The 20,625-nt window shown below is 66.4% G+C and carries 16 protein-coding genes and 1 CRISPR repeat array; of the genes, 13 read left to right on the forward strand and 3 right to left on the reverse strand.

Features of this window, described 5'->3' with window-relative positions:
* Window positions 1-87: 87 nt before the first annotated feature.
* On the reverse strand, window positions 88-1,176 hold the full coding sequence (locus KO481_RS16615; RefSeq protein ID WP_215918067.1) for a phosphotriesterase family protein: 1,089 nt from the start codon (window positions 1,174-1,176) through the stop codon (window positions 88-90).
* A gap of 40 nt (window positions 1,177-1,216) precedes the next feature.
* Window positions 1,217-1,741, reverse strand: coding sequence for a nucleoside deaminase (locus tag KO481_RS16620; RefSeq protein ID WP_281066110.1), 525 nt, complete (start codon window positions 1,739-1,741; stop codon window positions 1,217-1,219).
* A gap of 102 nt (window positions 1,742-1,843) precedes the next feature.
* On the opposite strand from KO481_RS16620, the gene argS (KO481_RS16625) reads away from it, so the two are divergent.
* From argS (KO481_RS16625) to cas2e, 13 genes are all read left to right on the forward strand, one after another.
* Window positions 1,844-3,622 (forward strand): arginine--tRNA ligase, encoded by a 1,779-nt coding sequence (gene argS, locus KO481_RS16625; protein WP_215918069.1) that lies wholly within the window; start codon window positions 1,844-1,846, stop codon window positions 3,620-3,622.
* A gap of 97 nt (window positions 3,623-3,719) precedes the next feature.
* Window positions 3,720-4,844, forward strand: a complete 1,125-nt coding sequence (locus tag KO481_RS16630; protein WP_215918070.1) for an aldehyde dehydrogenase family protein — start codon at window positions 3,720-3,722, stop codon at window positions 4,842-4,844.
* A complete protein-coding gene (argS, locus tag KO481_RS16635) occupies window positions 4,841-6,325 on the forward strand; it encodes an arginine--tRNA ligase domain-containing protein (RefSeq protein ID WP_215918071.1) in 1,485 nt (494 codons plus the stop codon). The genes KO481_RS16630 and argS (KO481_RS16635) overlap by 4 nt, the downstream gene beginning before the upstream one ends.
* The gene (locus KO481_RS16640) at window positions 6,322-7,230 is read left to right on the forward strand and encodes a class I SAM-dependent methyltransferase (RefSeq protein ID WP_215918072.1); all 909 of its coding nucleotides are present in this window, start codon (window positions 6,322-6,324) and stop codon (window positions 7,228-7,230) included. The genes argS (KO481_RS16635) and KO481_RS16640 overlap by 4 nt, the downstream gene beginning before the upstream one ends.
* A 9-nt stretch (window positions 7,231-7,239) precedes the next feature.
* Entirely contained in the window at window positions 7,240-7,932 is a 693-nt protein-coding gene (locus KO481_RS16645; protein WP_215918073.1) for a nucleotidyltransferase domain-containing protein, read from the forward strand.
* Between the two features lie 199 nt (window positions 7,933-8,131).
* The gene (gene cas3 / locus KO481_RS16650; RefSeq protein ID WP_215918074.1) at window positions 8,132-10,909 is read left to right on the forward strand and encodes a CRISPR-associated helicase Cas3'; all 2,778 of its coding nucleotides are present in this window, start codon (window positions 8,132-8,134) and stop codon (window positions 10,907-10,909) included.
* Window positions 10,910-11,201: 292 nt separating this feature from the next.
* Complete coding sequence (gene casA, locus KO481_RS16655; protein ID WP_215918075.1) at window positions 11,202-12,815, forward strand: type I-E CRISPR-associated protein Cse1/CasA; 1,614 nt, start codon at window positions 11,202-11,204, stop codon at window positions 12,813-12,815.
* Window positions 12,805-13,500 carry a type I-E CRISPR-associated protein Cse2/CasB gene (gene casB / locus KO481_RS16660; protein WP_215918076.1) on the forward strand — a complete coding sequence of 232 codons (696 nt, stop codon included), beginning with the start codon at window positions 12,805-12,807 and terminating at the stop codon, window positions 13,498-13,500. The genes casA and casB overlap by 11 nt, the downstream gene beginning before the upstream one ends.
* Window positions 13,497-14,630, forward strand: a complete 1,134-nt coding sequence (gene cas7e, locus KO481_RS16665; RefSeq protein ID WP_215918077.1) for a type I-E CRISPR-associated protein Cas7/Cse4/CasC — start codon at window positions 13,497-13,499, stop codon at window positions 14,628-14,630. Before casB ends, cas7e begins: the two co-directional genes overlap by 4 nt.
* Window positions 14,627-15,382, forward strand: coding sequence for a type I-E CRISPR-associated protein Cas5/CasD (cas5e, locus tag KO481_RS16670; protein ID WP_215918078.1), 756 nt, complete (start codon window positions 14,627-14,629; stop codon window positions 15,380-15,382). Before cas7e ends, cas5e begins: the two co-directional genes overlap by 4 nt.
* Window positions 15,383-16,021, forward strand: a complete 639-nt coding sequence (gene cas6e, locus KO481_RS16675; RefSeq protein WP_215918079.1) for a type I-E CRISPR-associated protein Cas6/Cse3/CasE — start codon at window positions 15,383-15,385, stop codon at window positions 16,019-16,021. It abuts the gene before it with no gap.
* Window positions 16,018-16,989 (forward strand): type I-E CRISPR-associated endonuclease Cas1e, encoded by a 972-nt coding sequence (cas1e, locus tag KO481_RS16680; RefSeq protein WP_215918080.1) that lies wholly within the window; start codon window positions 16,018-16,020, stop codon window positions 16,987-16,989. Before cas6e ends, cas1e begins: the two co-directional genes overlap by 4 nt.
* Window positions 16,989-17,336, forward strand: coding sequence for a type I-E CRISPR-associated endoribonuclease Cas2e (gene cas2e, locus KO481_RS16685; RefSeq protein ID WP_215918081.1), 348 nt, complete (start codon window positions 16,989-16,991; stop codon window positions 17,334-17,336). The genes cas1e and cas2e overlap by 1 nt, the downstream gene beginning before the upstream one ends.
* Window positions 17,337-17,354: 18 nt before the next feature.
* Window positions 17,355-19,946: a CRISPR direct-repeat array (repeat unit 29 nt; unit sequence GTCCGCTCCGCACACGCGGAGGTGCGCCG).
* A gap of 147 nt (window positions 19,947-20,093) precedes the next feature.
* Here the strand turns inward: cas2e and KO481_RS16690 are convergent.
* Entirely contained in the window at window positions 20,094-20,429 is a 336-nt protein-coding gene (locus tag KO481_RS16690) for a histone-like nucleoid-structuring protein Lsr2 (RefSeq protein ID WP_215918082.1), read from the reverse strand.
* Window positions 20,430-20,625 lie beyond the last annotated feature (196 nt).

A 20,625-nucleotide genomic window follows, 5' to 3' on the forward strand; every position in this document is an offset into this window, starting at 1 on the left:
CGCTGTGCGCGCAGTAGATTTCCTACCCTGCCGAAACATGTTGCAGTGTAACAAAATCCACTCGCTTTGCTGCTGGCAATGTGATCGTCAGCGTGACGCGAGCGTGAGCAGCCGTTGCGGGTTCGCCGTCGTCATCTGCTCGATTTCGGGCTCGGTCACACCAGCCATTCGTAGCCATGGAAGTACTCGGGCGAATAGGTGGCGGTATCCGTGACCTCCGCCGCGGCGGGTGAGCATCGGCAGGAATACATCGGTGCCCAGGACGAGCTGGGGTACGTGTCCTTCGCGTATCAGTGTGGTGAGGGCGGCCATGCGTTGCCAGTCGTTTTCGATGACCAGGCCGAGGTCTGGTTCGGCCCAGTTTTGTCCGAAGCAGTCGAAGGACAGTGTGACGCCGAGGTCGAGTAGTTCGTGGTGGTAGTCGAGGGAGATGGTCCAGGCGGCGGGGTCGGTGATCAGTCTGTGCAGGTTGTTTTCCACTATGTAGGCGTCGGCGTGGGCGAGCACGATCCGGTCGGGGGCGAGCCCGGCATCGAGCAGTGTGTGGGCGATACATCGGCCGTCTCCTGCGCCGGGGTGCACGGTTACCGGTGCGCCGGTGTGCTGTGATGCCTGTGTGGCGGCGAGCAGCATGCGGTGCTCGCGGTCGTCGAGCCTGGTTACTCCACATTTGATGTGGCCGGCGCGGATATCGGTGTGGTCGATGCCCTCGGTGAGTTCGCGTATCAGCAGGGCGGTGAGCTGGTCGACGGTGGCGTCGTGGTAGGCGGCGGGCCAGAAGTCCGAGCAGTAGAACCCGGTCGACATGATCACCTGGATCCCGGCCGCGGCGGCTGCGGCAGCGATACGGCGGGGATCGCCGCGCAGGCCGATACCGCTGGCTTCGAGGAGGGAGCGTCCGCCCGCTTGTGCTAGTTCGTGTAGCTCGGCTGTGGCGATCTCGTCGTCGTCGAGGGTGAGATTCGCGCGTTGTGCGGTGAAGTTGTATTGGAGGCGGCCTCGGGTGGTCAGGGAGAGCGGTTCGTCCCAGATATCGCTCGGGGTGTTCGGCAGCCTGTGGAGGTATCGGTGGCGCCAGGTTTCGCCTCCGACGGTCAGGATGTGCTCATGCATCGTGGTCGGGCCGAGTGCGGTGGGTGCCAGCGGTCCGGCGACCGTGTTGACTGTCCCCTCCATGGCAATACTCTCTCCGGTCACCGTCCGGTGCGCGTGTGATTCACAGGCCGAGTTTCATGTCGATGCGGCGTTGCTCGGCCTGGTATTGCTCGTGTACGAGGTAGTCGGCGACGAGGGGGTCGGTTTCGGTGGTGAGGACTTCGGAGACGACTTCGAGTCGATGGTTGAGGCGCCGGTCCCGGACGAGGTCCCATTGGGAGCAGACCGCGCCCTGGTAGGGGTCCCAGGAGCCGATGACCAGGCGTTGGACGCGGGCCAGCACGAGGGCTCCGGCGGCCATGACGCCGGGTTCGAGGGTCGTGACCACGGTGCAGCCTTCGAGCCGCCAGCCGCCGAGTTTCTGCGCGGCCTCACGCAGGGCTGTGAGTTCGGCGAAGGCGGTGGGGTCGCCGGTGCCGGGACGGTCGTGGTGGCCCTGGCCGAGCAGGTTCCCGTCGCAGTCGTAGACCAGTGCGCCAACGGGGGGGTCGTCGCTGGGCGGGGTGTGGGTGCGGGCCAGGTCGATGGCGTGGCGCATCCATGGTTCGTACTGGTGGGTTGGCACTCGTCGCTGCACGGTGGCCATTGTTCGGGTCGTCGAGGTGGGCCGTCAAACTTCGGAGCTGGCCCAGTAGGCTGAAGAGCAATCTTGTGCCCTGGTCGGGGTTGGTAGGTCCGGAGAGTGAGGATGAGGCTAGTGCGGGAATCGGTGCGTCCCTTGGCGGTCGCGGTGGCCGGTGCGGTTTCGCAGGCCATGTCGGTCGCGTTGCCTGTCGATGTGGCGGGAGCCGATCCGCTGGTCCGCCGCTCGGATCACGCCGATTTCCAATCCAATGTGGCCCTGTCGCTGGCCAAGAAGGTCGGCAAGCCGCCGCGCGAGGTCGCTGCCGCGATCACCGAGCAGCTGCGCGACGAGATCATCGCCGCGACCGAGCTGTCCGGCCCGGGCTTCGTGAACATCACCGTCACGGACTCCTCGATTTGGTCGCAACTCGGGGCGCGGCGTGCCGCGGACCAGTTGGGGGTGGGCGCACCGCTGGAGGGTGAGCGGGTGGTGATCGACTATTCCTCGCCGAACATCGCCAAACAGATGCACGTGGGGCATTTGCGGACCACGATCATCGGTGACGCTTTGGCGCGGGTGCTGGGGTTCCTAGGCGCGCAGGTGATCCGGCAGATCCATTACGGGGATTGGGGCACCCAGTTCGGGATGCTGATCCAGTACCTCGACGAGCACCCGGAAGCCAAATGGCATCACGACGATCTGGCCGGGAATACCGACGCGCCGATCGAGGCGCTGGATCGGCTGTATCGGGCCGCACGGGCGAAGTTCGATAGCGATTCGGGTTTCGCTGATCGGGCGCGGGCCCGGGTGGTGGCATTGCAGGGCGGGGACGAGGCCACTCTGGGGGTGTGGCAGGACCTGGTGTCGGAGTCTCAGCACTCGTTCCAAGCCTTGTACGACCGGCTGGGGGTGTTGCTGACCTCGGAGGACGCGGCCGGCGAGTCCACCTACAACCCGTATCTGGACGAGGTGACCGACGAACTGGTCCGGGCGGGGATCGCCGTGGAGAGCGACGGTGCGTTGTGCGTGTTCTTCGACGAGTTCACCGGGCCGGACGGCAAACCCGCGCCGTTGATCGTGCGTAAATCCGACGGCGGATACGGGTATGCGGCAACGGATTTGGCCACGATCCGCTACCGGGTCCGCAAGCTCGAAGCGACCAAGATCCTGTATGTGGTTGACGCCCGCCAGGCTCAGCATTTCGAGATGGTGTTCGCCACCGCCCGCCGCGCGGGATGGCTGCCCGAGGATGTGGAGGCGATCCATGTGCCGTTCGGTACGGTCCTGGGTGCGGACGGTCGCCCGTTCAAGACCCGGTCCGGGTCGACGATTCCGCTGACCGAGCTGCTGGACTCCGCGGTGGATCGGGCGCGGGAGATCGTGCAGGAGAAGGCGCCGGATCTGGACGCGCAGACGCTTGAGCAGGTCGCCGAAGCCGCTGGTATCGGGTCGGTGAAATACGCGGACCTGTCCGGGTCCCGGATCAAGGACTACGTGTTCGACGTGGACCGGATGGTCAACTTCACCGGCAACACCGGGGTCTACCTGCAGTACGCCCACGCCCGCATCCGGTCAATCCTGCGCAACGTCCCGCCCGCTGAGGCCAACCCCACAGTCGATGTCGAGTTGGTGCTCGAACCGGCCGAGCGGGCGCTGGGCCTGTTGCTGGACGAGTTCGGCAAGGCGGTCACCGATGTGGGCGATTCGCTTGAGCCGCATCGCCTCGCTGGGTACCTGTTCGCGTTGGCGCAGGCATTCACGAGCTTCTACGAGGCGTGCCCGGTGCTCAAGGCCGCCGATCCCCGGGTCCGCGAGAACAGGATCGCACTGTGTCAACTGACCGGTGATACCCTGGCCAAGGGCCTGGAGCTGCTGGGAATTGCTGCGCCCGAACGCATCTGACATCAGAATCAATTAGGCTGCGCCGATAGCGGTTGTCCTGCTACGGTTTTCGATCATGGGCGCCCCGGTTCCGTTATCGGCCACAGAGTTCACCTCGATGACCAGGCTGTCCGACGCAGTCCGGGCGCACCGGGCTGAGCTGACCGCGGCCCTGCTGCGCGTGGAGACTCACCGCACCGCGGCCACCGAACTGGACTGGCTACTGGCCGGGTTGACCCCGAGCGCCAGGAACGCCTGGCTTACCCACCGGCGCGGCATCGGCACGGTGTTCGCGGCGACTCCGGCCACCCTGCCCCTGTATTCGACGCTCTTGTTCGCCCTCGCTCCCGCCCTGGCCGGAAACCATGTCGTGGTGCGAGCGGCCAGCGCCTCCCGAGACTGCGCGCGCCTGCTGATCACACTGGCCGCCGAGGCGGGCCTGCCGGTCGAGCTGAGTGACCAACCGTGGAGCGAGTTCGCCGCGACCGCGACCGCGGATGCCGACGGGTTCGTGTACTGCGGCAGCGCCGAGCACGCCACCCAACTCGATCATGATCTGCCCGAGCACGTCCGTCTGATCTACCAAGGCCCCGGGGTGTGCGCCGGGATCGTCACCGACGCCGCTGACGTCCCGGACGCCGCGCGCTCGGTGATCGCGACCCGGTTGTTCAACAACGGCCAGGACTGCATGGCCACCGAACGCGTCTACGTCCACCGCGCCGTCTACAGCGAATTCGCAGAGGAGCTGATAATCGCAGCGGACGCGGTGCGGACCGGCGCCAACGACGATCCCTCCACCCAGCTCGGCCCGCTGCTCATCGAGGGATTGACCGATCGGTGGCTGGCGAATCTGGGCGAGCACGGCACCGTCCTGCGCGACCCCCGTCGGAGCGAATCAGCCGGTGGGGTGGCGATCGTGGAGGCCGTCGCGGATGCTCCGATCGTGTTGGAGGAGAAGTATTGTCCGGCCTTGCCGGTGGTTTCCTATCGTGACGAGCACGAGCTGGCCGAGATGCTCACACTCGGTGACTATGCCCTGGGGTTCACGGTATTCGGGCCGCAGCTACCGGCGTTCGGAACGCTCGACTTCTGTCACATCGCGGTCGGTGGCAGCACACTGTACGAGCACGAAGACACCTGGGCGGCCTTCGGCGGACACCGCCGCACCACTCTGGTCCGCGGCCCCGGAACCCGCCGCACCGGCCCGGTCCTGGTTCCCTACGCGCTCTCGGACCCACTGTGAGCCTGCCCCGCGTCCACACCCTCGTGCGAGACCACCCCGGCCTCAACCCCTTCCTACGCCACCTCGATATCCCCCCGCACGCACCCGTCTATTGGCATCCGAACGGGCACTTGCACCGATACGCCGAAAATGGTGAAGCACAACATATTCCGATCACCACCTCGACGCTCCTGAATTGGATTGTGCGCCACGACCCGGACGAACTCTGGTCGTTCTGGCGGCACCATCTGCGTGGGCAGCGGGTCCTGATCGAGCACACCAGTATCAACCCGGTCCATCCGCTGCATCTGGGATCGATGCGCGGCACGGTAATCGGCTCCGGCCTGGCCCGACTGTTCCGGTCAGGCGGCGCGCAGGTCCAGACCCGCTACTTCGTCAACGACCTGGGCCGCCAACTACACATCCTGCAACGCGCCGCTGGCACCGCCCGCTGGGACAATGCCCCTACCGACTTGCGTTACGACGAAATCGTCGGCGTGCTCTACGCATTCGCGAATATGACCCTGGGCCGCCGCGCCGGCGACCTCGCCCGCCTCGGCGCCGAACACCCCTGGCTGGGCAAAGTCGTCGATCTCCACAGGCCACTGCCCGCCGCCGCGTCCATCCCCGAGTTGGTGAGGGCGATGGTCGCCGCAGCGGTCACCGATATGAACCATATCGGCACGAGGATCGACGTCTTCGACTACGAAACCGACCTCGCCACCCAGCCCGATGCGGTCCTCGCACTGGCCGAGCAAGGCGACCTGGTCCGGGTCAACGGCACCACCTGCCTGCGCCTGCCCGGCGGCCTCGTACCCGTCCAGCGCCGAGACGGCAGCCTGCTGTATTTCAGCCGCGATATCGCCAACACGATTCGCCGACGCCCTGAGACCTGGACCGCGATGCTGCACGTCATCGGCTCCGATCAGAACCTCCTGCAAACCGCCCTGCACCACGCGGTTCCGCACGCCTGCCTCGAGCACATTTCCTTCGGGCAGGTCACCCGTGCCGGGCGCCGGTACTCTGCCCGACAGAACCGGCTCACCACGATCCCTGATCTACTTCGCGAAGGCGGGCCCCAGCGTGTGCACGAGTATTCGCTCGCGCTGGCCCTGCATCGCCGTACCCGCCCCATCGACATCGCCCACCTGGACACCGCGCGGCCCCTACGAACCGTTCTGGCCGCCAGCCACGCTGGCGGCCGAGTCGGAGTCGATCGCGGGGCGCACCCGGATCTGCTGCGCCGCCTGATGATTACGCTACTGGGCACACCCAGCGTGTTGGCCCGCGACATCGATCGGCGCACCGTCCACGGCACCGCCCGACATCTGCTGCTGCTCTCCCGCCACTACACCGCCGCCACCCACACAGGTCCCGTTCCCGACGAACTCGGCGAATGGTTCCGCCGCACCCATACCCGACTTCTCGACCTGCTCGGCGTGCCGCCCCACGCGACTGAGTCATCATCGAGCACAACGGAATTCACAAAGGTCAGCGCATGAAGGAACCGTTCAACATCGGTTACGCCGATGCCTCCGTCTACCAGGACATGCTCCCACCGCATTACTACTGCGGCCGAGAAGACATCGACCTCATCTCAGACCACCTGCGCCGTATCTACGGAGAATCTCACCAGCACAGCAGGTTACGGGTCCTGGACCTAGGCTGTGGCCCTGGCCGCGTCACCACAGCACTGGCCCCCTACGCGCACACTCTGACCGGTACCGACAAAAGCTCGGGCATGATCGCCCACTTCCGCGACCGATTCCCTGCCGCCGAAGCCGTCTGCGCCGACACCGAGACGGTGCTGGCACACTTCGCGGGCAACCGCCACTTCGACCTCATCGGCTCGTTCTGGTCGATGAGCTACCCACTGCTCGAATGCTACGAAACCACCACCGCCGACGGCGTCATCGTGACAAACGACCTCGACAGCAGCACCGCACGAGTGCACGCTCTCCTGACGCATCTGATCGACTTGCTTGCCACCGACGGTCACTTAGTAATGCTGTTCTTCGACGCCGCCACCGCCGAGCAACGCCTCGTCACCCGTCTGTGGGAACGCATCCAGCCGTTCCCCGGCACCGGCCGCGACTTCACCTGGCAGCTTCTACTCGGCGCGCTCCAGGACGCCGAAGCCGCCGGGCGGGGACACCTCACCACTCACCGCCTGCCCGGCGTCGCCCTCACCCCGAGCGTCGAGGCCGCTGTCGATTGGTTCCGCATCGGCCATCTCAACACCTACCCTGACCTCGTCGAGGACCCGGACGTCATCGCCGAGATCACCGGCTTCGTCCAAGCGCACGCACACCGCGACGGCCGTGTCCTGATTCCGAGCGGCGTGCACCTGCTGGACTTCCACGCCCACACCGACCGAACCACTCACCTCCCCTCCGAACTTCAGTAACACGACTCCATGCCCGACCCCAGGCTTATCGCCGCAGCAACCGCAGCCGTGCACGACGCCTTCGACGCCGCACCCGTGTTCGCGTGCCTCACAGGCAGCACCGCCACAGATACCGACACCGCCGACAGCGATATCGATCTGCTGGTCGTACTGCCGAACGACCTACCCCTGCCCATCGCCGTTCAACAGCGAGAAACATTCACCCGCAACTACATTCGTCTCCATACTGTCCTCGGTCGACCGCCGGATCGGCAATGGCCAGCAGAAGTGTGCTATGCGACCGACCTCGACGCCGCGATCGACGGCGGCGCGTTCGACCTCGAATCCAACCCCCGCCTACGCCTCTGCCCTCTCGACCACCCCCACCGCTACTGGGTCAGTATGACCGCCACGGCCATCCCGCTTATCGGTCACACCGCGCACCACCGATACGCCGCCCGATGCGCCACAGCGGTTATCAACCACATCGGATTCAATCAACTCTCGACGGCCGGAGCAGGCTCTGAACAGCCCTTCGGCTGTCAAGCGCCTGAATGGACGCAATGGCACATCGACCCGACGCGCGTCGGCGGCACGCGCGTTCTTGAAGCAGCGCAGCGGAATCCGAACTACCGCCTATGGCGCAAACGGCTGCAGCCGCCCCGACATCCACCACAGCTCGACCGATGGACCGAACGCTGGCGTGAGATCGCCAGCGGTTAGGGATCGTGCCGATCGCCGACCAGCACACCCTGGCGACTGCTCCGGAGTCCATCCCGCTGCGGCGCTTCCGATTACGTGCTGGGGTTGTGCCGTTCTGCGCTGTGATCGTGAAATTGTTGTGGTGGCTGGTGTTTGAGCGATCTTGTCGGTGGTGCGCGGTACGGTCTCGCCGAATACTCGAGCTTCGTAGTGAGGTGAGATGGTCGAGCAGGTTGAGGTCGATCTGCGTTTGTGGGGGAAGTCGCGGGGGCTCCCGGGGGCGTACCCGTTGGTTTGTCATTTGTTGGATGCAGGGGCTGCGGCGGGAGCGTTGTGGGACCACTATTTGTCGCCTGGCCTGCGGCGGTTCCTGGCTCAGGGGATGGGGGTGAGCGAGTCGCATGCTCGGCAGCTGTTGGTGTTTTGGGCGGGTTTGCACGATGTCGGCAAGGCGATGGCGTGTTTCCAGGTACAGGATGCGGTGGCTTTCGCTGCGGCGGAGGGGTATCCGGCGGTGGGGGGTCGCCGTGTGGGCCATGATTACGCGGTTCATGTCTGGTTGACCTCGGCACTGATCGACCGGAATTTCGGTGAGGATGCCGCGAAGCTGGTTGCGCAGTTGCTCGGTGGGCATCATGGCTGCTTTTTCCGCCTGGATCGTCAAACGGTTGCCGCGCCGCTGGTTACGGTGCCCGAACTCGGCGACGGAGTCTGGGAAGCTCAGCGGCGGGCGCTGCTGGATGCTGTGTATCACGTTGCGGAAGAACCTGATCCGATCGATTTCATGGATTGTGATACTGCCGCGATGGCATGCGGGGTGGTGATCCTCGCTGATTGGCTGGTGAGTCAGGTCGACTTCTTGGCATCGAGGTTGCCGTACGTGCCCGCGAGGGGAGACCTCGGCTCGTTGCGCGCGTTTTTCCGGGCCGCGGCGGCTGAAATGCCTGCATTGCTCCGGGCGTCGGGCCTCGGGCGGCTGCAGTTGCGACCGGGGAGCTTCGCGCAGGAGCATGGCCTGCTGCCGCCGAAGACACCGAATGCGTTGCAGCGCTCGGTATCGGAGAACCTGCCTGGCTTGTTGACCGGCGGGCCGGGGTTGGCGTTGGTGGTGGCTCCGATGGGGTTCGGTAAGACCGAGACCGCGCTGACGGCGGCGCGCTTGTTGGGGGAGGGGGCGGGTGCGCCGGGGATCTTCTTTGCCCTGCCGACCATGGCGACCGCCGATCCGATGTATAAGCGGTTGTCGGCCTATGGAATTCGCAGGGCTGTTGGGCCGGCCGCGCTGGCGTTGCTGCACAGTATGGCGTGGCTGAACTCGGCGTATCTGCCGGAGAACACCGATGCCGGGGTGAGCACCGGCGACGACTCCGGCGGCGACGAATCTGCCCGGCGGTTCGTGATCGCGATCTCCGAATGGCTGATGGGTGCCAAACGCGGTCTGCTGGCACCGTGGGCGACAGGCACGATCGACCAGGTTCTGCTGGCCGGCCTGCGGGGCCGTCACAATATGCTGCGCATGCTCGGGTTGGCCGGGAAAGTCCTGGTGGTCGACGAGGTTCACGCCTACGACCCGTATATGCAGCAGCTTCTGTGCCGGGTACTGGTTTGGCTGGGCCGGTTGGGGGTTCCGGTGGTGCTGCTGTCCGCGACACTGCCCCAGCGGATTGCCCGGCGGCTGGTCGGGTCCTACCTCGAGGGGGCCGGGCATGGGCTGGAGGGGTTTTCGTTCCGCTATCCGGGCTGGCTGTATGCGGACGCGGGTACCGGCGCATTGACCGTGTTCGATGTCGACTGCCCGAGAACCGAATTGGAGATCTCGCTGCGATCTGTACCGCTGGGCCCGGACCGCACCCTGGACCGGATCGGGGTGCTGCGGCGGATCCTGGAGCCGCTGATCTGCTCGTCCGATGGTTGTGTCGGGATCATCTGCAACACCGTTGCCGAGGCTCAGCAAACCTATCGAGACCTTCGGGCGTGGTTCGACGAGCTGAGAGATCAGGGGCGCGTGCCAAGGCTGATCGAGTTGCATGCCCGGTTCCCGGCGGACCGGCGTGGGGAGCTGACCGACCAGATCATCGCCCGCTACGGCAAAGACGGTGATCGGCCCCGGGGAGTCGTTGTTGCCACGCAGGTCATCGAACAATCAATCGATCTTGATTTCGATCTGGTGATCAGCGATCTGGCCCCAGCCGCGTTGCTTCTCCAACGGGCGGGGCGAGGGCATCGGCATGCGGACAATCCGCGTCCCACATGGGGTGCCACACCGCGCCTGGAGGTGCTGGTGCCGACGAACTCTCAGTTCGCGATGACGATTCCACCGTCGTGGCGGAGTATCTACCCGCGGTCGCTGATGCGGCGGACCTGGGAGTCTCTGGTCGAGCGCGCGACGGGGAACAGGCATGCGGGCTTCGATGCGGATACCGATCGGATCCAGTGTGAATGCGCGATTCCGGATAACGTTCAGGAACTCATGGAGCAGGTCTACGACGACGACTTCGCCGCTGGCCGCATGGAGCCCGACGACATGGAGACCGTCGCCGACGAGCAGGTGCAGCGCGCGCTGGCCGGCATGATGGTCATTCCCGAACCCCCCCTTCTCGAAATCGAAGGGCTTCACCGCCTGACCGACCGCGATCTGGACGAGGAACTGTTCGTGACTCGTCTGGGAGCCGACTCGGGACGGGTCGTCTGGTGCTACACCGACACCGACAACAATCACTGGCTCGATCCCGCCCACACCGTCCCATTGCCCGAGGTCGGTGCGGGCCCGAACGGCCGATTCGCCAAGGACCAAGTGAAAGCCGTTCTGGCCAAGTCGATCCCTGTGCCTGGCACGTGGGTTGCGCATCCGGCCGAGCAGAACCTGCCTCCCAAGACCTGGGACACGAATCCGTACCTGCGCAAAATCCTGCTGCTCATCGAGGAGACCGACCAACCCGGACGGGCGCGGCTCGGGACCAGATGGTGCGGTCTGGATAAAGATCTGGGGCTCTCATGAGCACGAGTCGCACGTACCCGATTGCCCAATGCCGACCGGGTTGTAACTGCAATGCTATGCGGTTCGATGTCCAGCAATAGCTCGCCTCATGGTCCTTGGCGAGGCACTCGTCTGCTGCTGGCCACGGTGCTGACCGCGCCGTTCCTGGCCGCACAGTTCGTCATGTCGACCGTAGGTCCTCATATCGTCAGGGAGAAAGGAATTTCGTTGTGACAGAACAGATTTGTCCTATGCGCACCCCACCTTATGAGAACTTCCGGATCTGCATGGAATCCCCCCTCGGAGCCAATCAGTGACCACGGGTGATGTCCGCATTGTGCCCGTGGTCCCGCTGCGGTGGACCGCGGCGGGATCGGTCGGGGTCGAACTGCCGAGCCAGCGGCTGATCCCTGATCCCGGCGAGACGAGGCATCAGCCCCGCGACGCCGCGGGACTGTGGGACATCTTCGCGGCGGCGCACGTCATCGAGGACATTGTGATCGATCCCCCGCCGGTTGCTGCCGGTATGTGGCGACTGCTCACCGTCATCGCTGCACGAGTGACAGGTCTCGATGAGCCCGATGACCGCCGTCCCGCGCGGTGGCTGGCCCGCCGCAACAAGATTCTTGGCGCTGGTGAATTCGACCGGGCGGCGGTGGACGAGTATTTCGGTGCGCGATACGCCACGCGATTCGATCTGTTCGATACCGAACGGCCCTGGTTGCAGGATCCACGGCTAGCCCAGCAGTGCGCGGCCGTTAGTGGGTTGAACAAGCTGGTGCTGGGCCGGCCCGCGGGTAACAACCAGCCGTGGATGGAACACCACAGCGACCGGGCGCCGATTCCGTTGACCCCTGCCGAGGCGGCCCGGCATCTGATCGGGCAGTTGTATTACGGTGCGCCGGGCCAGTGCACGCCACGCACCGTGGGAGATCGTAAGGCGGGCAACGGGTTTACCGCGCCGTTGCGGGGACTGGTGTCCTATCACCCGATCGGCGCGAACCTGTTCGAGTCGCTGATCGCCAGCATCCCGTATCCGCAAGGGCGGGACGAGGCGTGGGACAAGGCTGCCTGGGAGCTGGACGAGCTGCCCGATCCACTACAGGCGCCGCCGCCGGTGTCGGGGGTGGGAGGCTTGCTGGCTGGCCGGTTCCGCCATGCGGTCCTGCTGGTGCCCTCTCGCGACCGCGAGACGGTGACCGATGCCTACCTCACGTGGGCGTGGCGGTTGCCGCATGGACCTGCCGAGGACCCGTTCCTGATCTACCAGATCAGCCAGAAGGGCGAAGTGTATCCGCGGCCTGCGGTGGCGCAACGGGCGTTGTGGCGTGATCTTGATGGTCTGCTGCTCAAGGATGTCGGCATCGCCCGCCGTAAGCGACCTGCGATTTTCGATCAAGCCGATCGGCTGCCCGAGGATGTGCTGACCCGCTTGCGGGTGCGGGCTTTCGGGTTCGACCAGGACCGCACACAGGTCAACGACTGGCAGTGGTATTCCGCGGAAACGCCGCCGATCCTGGGCCGATGGACCGAGGCGGCGGCCATGGCCGGAATCAGCAGGACCCGGGAGGTCGCCGAACAGGTGGAGCGTGACCTCACCTCGGCGCTACGCACCGTGTGGACCGCGATCAACGACCCGTCCAATGGTGCCGGCCGTCCGGCTCGCAAGGAGAAGGACATCAAACCCGGGCCCTGGCCGGCGTTGGCGTCCAGCCGGTACTGGCATGCTGCCGAGCCGGTCTTCTGGCGGCGAGTTCAGCACAACCAGTTCACCGACCCCGCAAAGGAATTCGTTGCGCTGGCGGCGGGAATCTATGACACCGTCACCGACGCTGCCCGCTCCCCGCGCGCCCGGCGGGCCATCGAGAACAACAGGGGCTCCATCTACCGAGCCGCCCGAACACAGGACAACCACCATGGTCAGTGAACGACAACAGCAACTGCACAACCGGGCCGAGTCCTTCGTGACCGAGGTGACCCGAATCATCAACTCCAACAACGGTGCCCGTGCCACACTGCGGCGGGCGCTGGGGCGCCTGCCGCACAGCGGCCAAACCCAGACTGCACACCGGATCGTGGCACCGCACCTCCCGGAAAAATGTGGCCAAGCCACCGAACGAGCCTTCTACGCCATAGCGTCGATGATCGCTGCCCAGCCCCGCAGCAGCCGCGATCACGACGGCGACAAACTCGCCGCCAAGGACGGACCGGCCACCGAGATCACCGATCCCCCCGCCGACGAAACCGAACCCGAACTCACGAATGCCGGGCTCGGGGAGAGTCTGGGGGCAACGCTCGGGCGGGCCACCGCTACGGGCAAGGTCAAATTCGACACCACCGAAGCGCACCTGCTCCTGCTGTGCCGCCAGCAACTGCACGGCGTACACCAGCACCTGCCGCGCCTGATCCTGCGGCTGCGCGGCGAGCTCGTCGAAATCCATTGGGCGCGACTGCTCGTGGATCTGGCCGATTGGCGGTACGGACGCGACCGGATCACCAAACGCTGGCTGCAGGACTTCTACCGCACCCATCACGCGATCACCGCCGACCGGAACAAGAACGGCGGCAACAACTCTGACAACGAAAGTAACCCCGGAAGCGAGGACCAGTGACCGCCGCCCATTTCATCGATATCCATCTCCTGCAGTCGGTGCCCTATGGCAACCTCAACAGAGATGATCTTGGTTCACCGAAGCAAGTGACCTACGGCGGGATCGAACGCACCCGCGTCTCGAGCCAGTCCTGGAAGCGTGTGACCCGGCTGGCGGTGGAAACCACCCTCGGCCAGGAAACCAAACGAACCCGCCGTGTCGCCGAGGCAGTCAGCGAACGGCTCGTCCAGCGCGGCTGGGACCCCGAACTCGCCAATGCCGCAGGGGCACAAGTACTCCGGTCAGCGGCGACGATCAAGGACGGGGGTCTCAAAGCGGAAGCGGACGGCCTGAGCTCGGTACTGCTGTATCTGCCGGTGACCGCGTTCGATGCGTTGGCGGATCTGGCCCAGGAACATCGCGACTCGATCGCCGACCAGGCGAGGAAGCCGAATCCGAAACCCGCGCTGCCCGCCGACAAAGTGAGCAATATCCTCAAGACTCGTAACGGCACGATCCATCTGTTCGGCCGCATGCTCGCCGAGTTGCCCGGCGGCAACGTCGACGGCGCAGTGCAGGTCGCGCACGCCTTCACCACCCACGCCACCGAACCACAGATCGACTTCTTCACCGCCGTCGACGATCTCAACCGGCCCGAGCACACCGGCAGCGGACACATGAACAGCGCCGAATTCTCCGCGGGTGTGTTCTACCGCTACGCCAACATCGACATCACCGACCTGCAAACCCATCTTGGCGACGGTGAAGGGCCGATGGCGCAGCAGTTGACCCGTGAATTCCTCACCGCATTCACCCGCACGGTCCCCACCGGCAAGCAGCATTCCACTGCCGCGCAAACACTTCCGGACCTGATCCACGTCGCCGTGCGCGCCGACCGACCGGTGTCGCTGGCTGCAGCGTTCGAATCGCCCGTCTCCGCGAAGGGAAGCGGCTGGGCCGCTCCCTCCCGGTATGCCCTGTCCGCGTACGCGTCACGGCTCCGGAAATTGTGGGGGAGCACCGGCATCGTCTGGGACGGCTACGCCAGCATCGACCAGGACCCGCTGACCGGGCTCGGTGCCACCATGGACTCCTTCACCGACCTCATCGACCACGCCATGGCCGCGGCATTCCCGCAGGACCCTGCATGAGCGGGCTGATCCTGCGCCTGGCCGCCCCCCTGCAGAGCTGGGGTGAACACAGCGCATTCTCGCTGCGCGACACACAACGGTTCCCCACCCGCTCCGGACTGATCGGGATGTTCGCCTCAGCGCACGGACTGCGCCGAGGCGAACCGCTCACCGAATTCGACTCGCTGCACCTATCGGTTCGCATCGACCGCCCTGGCGCCGTGATCACCGACTTCCACACCATCGGCGGCGGCCACACCCCCGCCGACACCGTGAAGACCGCCGCCGGCAGCCGCCGGACCGCGGGCAAGGGCACGATCGTCACCCGGCGCAATTACCTCTCGGACGCGGTGTTCACCGTCGGCGTGGCAGGACCACACGAGACATTGAGCAGACTTGCCGATGCACTGGCCGCACCGCACTGGCAGCCCTACCTCGGCCGCCGGTCCTGCCCGCCGGAACAACCACTCCTGTTGCGTACCGACGTCCACGACCCACTCCACGACCTGAAATACACCGTGCCCATCCACGGCGCCCAGCGCGCCACCATCGATCTGGTCACGGAGACACCCGGCCAGGACGATGAGGGGCACGACCGCGACAGCACAATCACCGAACTACTCGACGTGCCCGAAACATTCGAGCCGCAGCAACGACGCTACCGCAGCAGATCGGTCACCGTCACACCGTTCACGAAATCACCGAATGAATTGTGGCACAAAGAAATCAACGAATTCTATACCGCGTTGTTTCGATATATGGGGGTGTCCTGAATGCCGTGGCTGACCCGGATCGAACTCAACCTCACCAACCGCACCGTACGCAGCGAACTACGCAACGCCGTGACGATGCATCAACGGCTGATGACCCTGATGCCGGCCGCGCTCGGCGACAGCCCACGCCAGCAGGCCGGGCTGCTATACCGCATCGACGAAAACCGCACCGGCACACAGATCCTGATCCAAAGCCAGCACGAACCCGACCTCACCGCGATCCCCGCCACCTACGGGACGGCCGCGGTCCGGGACCTCACCCCCCTGCTGGATGCGCTCGACCACGACGTGCTCGTGCACTACCGGCTCGCCGGCAGCGCCATCAAACGACTCGCTCGCGGCAACCCTCACCCCGGAAAAGTCGTTGCCCTTCGCGGTGAAGAAATTGACCAGTGGTGGGCCACCCGAGCACCGGCCTGCGGCCTGCGCTTGGAAACCCTCTCCGCCACCCCGCAGGGGCACATCCGCGGTCGACGACCCGACGCCCAACCCCGCGACCAGGTCCGCCACGCGATTGCGCGCTTCGAGGGTATCGCTGCGGTCACCGACCCGGACACGCTGCGCCAGGCCGTGCGAGAAGGTATCGGTCGCGGCAAATCCCACGGCTGCGGACTGCTCAGCCTCGCACTCGCCCGATGAGCACCGCAGACGCCGCGCGTCTCAAACTCGGCAAACCAACCCTGGCGATGCTGCCGCGGATCGCGGACTCCCTGTCGTTTCTGTATCTGGAATCTGTACGGATCGTGCAGGACGACACCGGAGTCTGCGCCCGCGTCGACACCCCACAGGGCGCCGAACGCGTCTACCTGCCGACCGCCGCACTGGCCTGCGTCCTCTTGGGGCCGGGGACCTCGGTCACACAACCGGCGATGGCGACCTTCGCCCGGCACGGCACCAGCCTGGTATGCGTGGGCGCGGGAGGAGTCCGCAGCTATGCCGGCATCATGCCCGCCTCGCTCACCACCAGCTGGCTCGAACGCCAGGCCTTGGCCTGGGCCGACACCGGGACCCGCACCGAAGTCGCCGCCCGCATGTACACCTACCGCTTCGGCGACAGCCCACCCGGCGCCACCATCGCCCAGCTCCGCGGCCTCGAAGGCCAGCGCGTCAAAGCCCTCTACCGAATCCTTACCCAACAACACCGCATCAAACGATTCCGCCGCAACTACGACCCCAGCGCCTGGGATACCCAAGACCCCGTGAACCAAGCGCTATCGGCCGCGAACGCCTGCATGTACGGCGTCGTTCACGCTGCTGTCCTGGCCCTGGGCTGCTCACCGGCACTCGGGTTCGTGCACAGCGGAACACAACTGTCGTTCGTCTACGACATCGCCGATCTGTTCAAGATGAACATCACTGTGCCCCTGGCATTCTCACTACACGACTCGACACAACCGGACCGAGACGCCCGCCGCACACTCCGCGAAGAGTTCCGGCTCCTCAAACTCATGCCCGAAATCGTCACCGCCATACAGAAAGTCATCGACCCCAAAACCGCAGGCGACCTTCCCGACCGCACCAGCGACATCACCCACCTATGGGACCCCAACCTGGGTGCCCTACCCTCCGGGATCAACTACGGCACCGACGAAGACCCCGGATTCTGATGGCAACCATGCTGGTCATCGCCACCACCGCCGTCCCCGATCACGTCCGAGGTGCCCTGTCCCGCTGGCTCACCGAACCCACCGCCGGACTCTACGTCGGCACCGTCACCGCCAAGGTCCGAGACGAACTCTGGGACGCCGTCGCCGCCTCGGTCGCCGACGGCGAAGCCGTCTGCATCCACCCCGCCCCCACAGAGCAGGGCTTCGCCATCAAGACCGCCGGCGAACGCCGCCGACGCATCATCGACTTCGACGGCCTGCAACTCGTGCGATTCCTCCCACCAGACACCCCGGACCCCAACGAAAACCACGACAAACACCGACAGAAATCGCCATCATGCGAATAAAAGCACAGGTCGCGAAGTGTCCGCTCCGCAGACGCGGAGGTGCGCCGCGGAGATGGAGCGCCGCTACCTCGAGATGTTCGTCCGCTCCGCAGACGCGGAGGTGCGCCGCCACCGCCGACACCCGCGCGAAGGTCGATGAGGTCCGCTCCGCAGACGCGGAGGTGCGCCGAATGCGACCTGTCCGGCCAGGGCCTCGGCGAAGTCCGCTCCGCAGACGCGGAGGTGCGCCGTCGTGCAGCAGATGCCGGTTCAGGGTCGCGGAGTCCGCTCCGCAGACGCGGAGGTGCGCCGCCATGGTGATGAGGCCGGCCAACTCGTGCAGAGTCCGCTCCGCAGACGCGGAGGTGCGCCGGGATCTGCCTGGGGTGCCCGGTCCGGCGGGCCGTCCGCTCCGCACACGCGGAGGTGCGCCGGCGGCCATCAGCTCGGCCTCGGTCTCGGGGCTGTCCGCTCCGCACACGCGGAGGTGCGCCGTGGCCAAGGCCGCGGTTTCGGAAGGCTGTGCGGTCCGCTCCGCACACGCGGAGGTGCGCCGTGGAATGCGCGTGCTCGCGGGCGCCTGGACACGTCCGCTCCGCACACGCGGAGGTGCGCCGGCGATGGGGCCGGACTACGGGCCGCGCGACTTGTCCGCTCCGCACACGCGGAGGTGCGCCGTCGCGATTGTCGGTCCCGGCGCGTCCAGGAGCGTCCGCTCCGCACACGCGGAGGTGCGCCGCGGCAGGTGCGCTACGCCTACGCCGCGCTCGGGTCCGCTCCGCACACGCGGAGGTGCGCCGATCACGGCCTCATGGCCTTTCTGTGTGAGTGAGTCCGCTCCGCACACGCGGAGGTGCGCCGGTCGTCAAGCTCTGCGGCTCGGTCGGCATCGAGTCCGCTCCGCACACGCGGAGGTGCGCCGCAGAACTTCTCGGCGAGGTTGGAGCGCGTGGTGTCCGCTCCGCACACGCGGAGGTGCGCCGACCGGCTACAGCGGTATCGGCGTGGTCGCCGAGTCCGCTCCGCACACGCGGAGGTGCGCCGCTCTGGCACGTCCCGGAATGCGTCGTACGCGAGTCCGCTCCGCACACGCGGAGGTGCGCCGCACTTCGGGAGTACCTCGACCGGAACGGCTGCGTCCGCTCCGCACACGCGGAGGTGCGCCGGGGACCGCGGACGCGCTGCCGACCGCGATTCGGTCCGCTCCGCACACGCGGAGGTGCGCCGCCGAGGCCGCCGACTGGACCCACCGTCACGCCGTCCGCTCCGCACACGCGGAGGTGCGCCGTCTCGCACCTGACCCGCAAGAACGCTCCCGAGGTCCGCTCCGCACACGCGGAGGTGCGCCAGAGAACGCCGCATACACGGGCACGGGCGTCCCGTCCGCTCCGCACACGCGGAGGTGCGCCGTGGTAGCGCACGACCATCTCGAGGTCGCCGGGGTCCGCTCCGCACACGCGGAGGTGTGCCGCCGAGTTCGTAGGCGAATACGGCGGTCGAATCGTCCGCTCCGCACACGCGGAGATGCGCCGTCCTCCAGCAGCGGAATTAGCCACTCCGCCACGTCCGCTCCGCACACGCGGAGGTGCGCCGAGCGCACAGGACGAGGAGACATTGCAGGCGCTGTCCGCTCCGCACACGCGGAGGTGCGCCGAACTGCAGCGCGACATCGTCGGGCCGGCAGGCGTCCGCTCCGCACACGCGGAGGTGCGCCGTGGTTCAAGTCGAGCAAGAGTGGTCCGCAGCGGTCCGCTCCGCACACGCGGAGGTGCGCCGTAGGTCAGCCACCACGCGGCGGGCTCGGTGGTGTCCGCTCCGCACACGCGGAGGTGCGCCGGACATGAACCCGGCCAGGCCCGCCAGCCGGGCGTCCGCTCCGCACACGCGGAGGTGCGCCGCACATTCGCGGTGGTGCCCACCGCGGTCTCCGGTCCGCTCCGCACACGTGGAGGTGCGCCGGTCACTCGGGCCGAGCGCGCCATCGACGCCGCGTCCGCTCCGCACACGCGGAGGTGCGCCGACTGGTTCTGACACGGCCCCATATCCAGCAACGTCCGCTCCGCACACGCGGAGGTGCGCCGGATTGGTAGGTCGCGATGTCCGGTGTCCCGTAGTCCGCTCCGCACACGCGGAGGTGCGCCGATGGCCCAGGGCACACGGACCATCGTGGTCGGGGTCCGCTCCGCACACGCGGAGGTGCGCCGGGCATGAAGGACTGCTTCACCGCGGCGGTGGAGTCCGCTCCGCACACGCGGAGGTGCGCCGAAACGCATGGCCGGAGGCGGATAGCGGAAACAGTCCGCTCCGCACACGCGGAGGTGCGCCGCGCATACAGGCCCGTCTTGAAGGGAAACAAGGGTCCGCTCTGCACACGCGGAGGTGCGCCGGAATACCAGCGGCCCGGGTCGAACCAGCCGCCGTCCGCTCCGCACACGCGGAGGTGCGCCGAAACCAATCGATGGGGTGAGAGAGTAAACGAAGTCCGCTCCGCACACGCGGAGGTGCGCCGGCGATGACGCATGACCACCACCACGAACGGCCGTCCGCTCCGCACACGCGGAGGTGCGCCGGACAACCAGAATCCGGCCACGTCGCTACCGCGGTCCGCTCCGTACACGCGGAGGTGCGCCGCTGGGTGTGCAGGCTTCACGCTGCTGGACGACACCGTGATCTTGGGCCGGAAGATCACGGCCACGGGAGACGTCAGCTCCGCGGACCTATCGGATCGAGCAGCCGCGGTCTCTCAGCTCCGATGCGATCCCCGAGCCGGGCGCCGGGCTAACTGGCCGCGTTGTACGCGTCGATGACGCTAGCCTGGATCCGCCCGCGGCTGGACACGTCGTAGCCGTTCTTGCGGGCCCACTCCCGAACCGCTTTGGTCTGCTCCTTGTCGGCGACAGTGCGGCTGGAGACCTTGCTTTTGGCCTTGGGGATCCTGCCGGCCCTGCGGGCGGGCTCGGTCCACTGCTCGAACGTCTTACGCAGCTTGCCCGCGTTCTTCACCGACAGGTCGATCTCGTACTCGACGCCGTCGACACCGAACACGACGGTTTCCTCCGCTGTGGACTTACCGTCGTAATCGTCGATCAGTTCGACGGTGACCTTCTTCGCCATCCGAGCCTGCTCCTTGTTTTCATCACAATGCCGGAGCGGCAAGCGTAGAACGACGAAAGACAACGCGCTCGACCCAGCACGCCACAAGGGGCAGCAATGTATACGCGGACGTTTGAACTGAGGCTCCGGCTTATATGAATGTCACCGGTTGGCGGGCTGGATGATCACCGGCCGTAGTCTGCCGGAGGTGTCGGGT

Origin of the sequence: Nocardia albiluteola, assembly GCF_018860155.1 — a bacterium.
GTDB lineage: Bacteria > Actinomycetota > Actinomycetes > Mycobacteriales > Mycobacteriaceae > Nocardia > Nocardia albiluteola.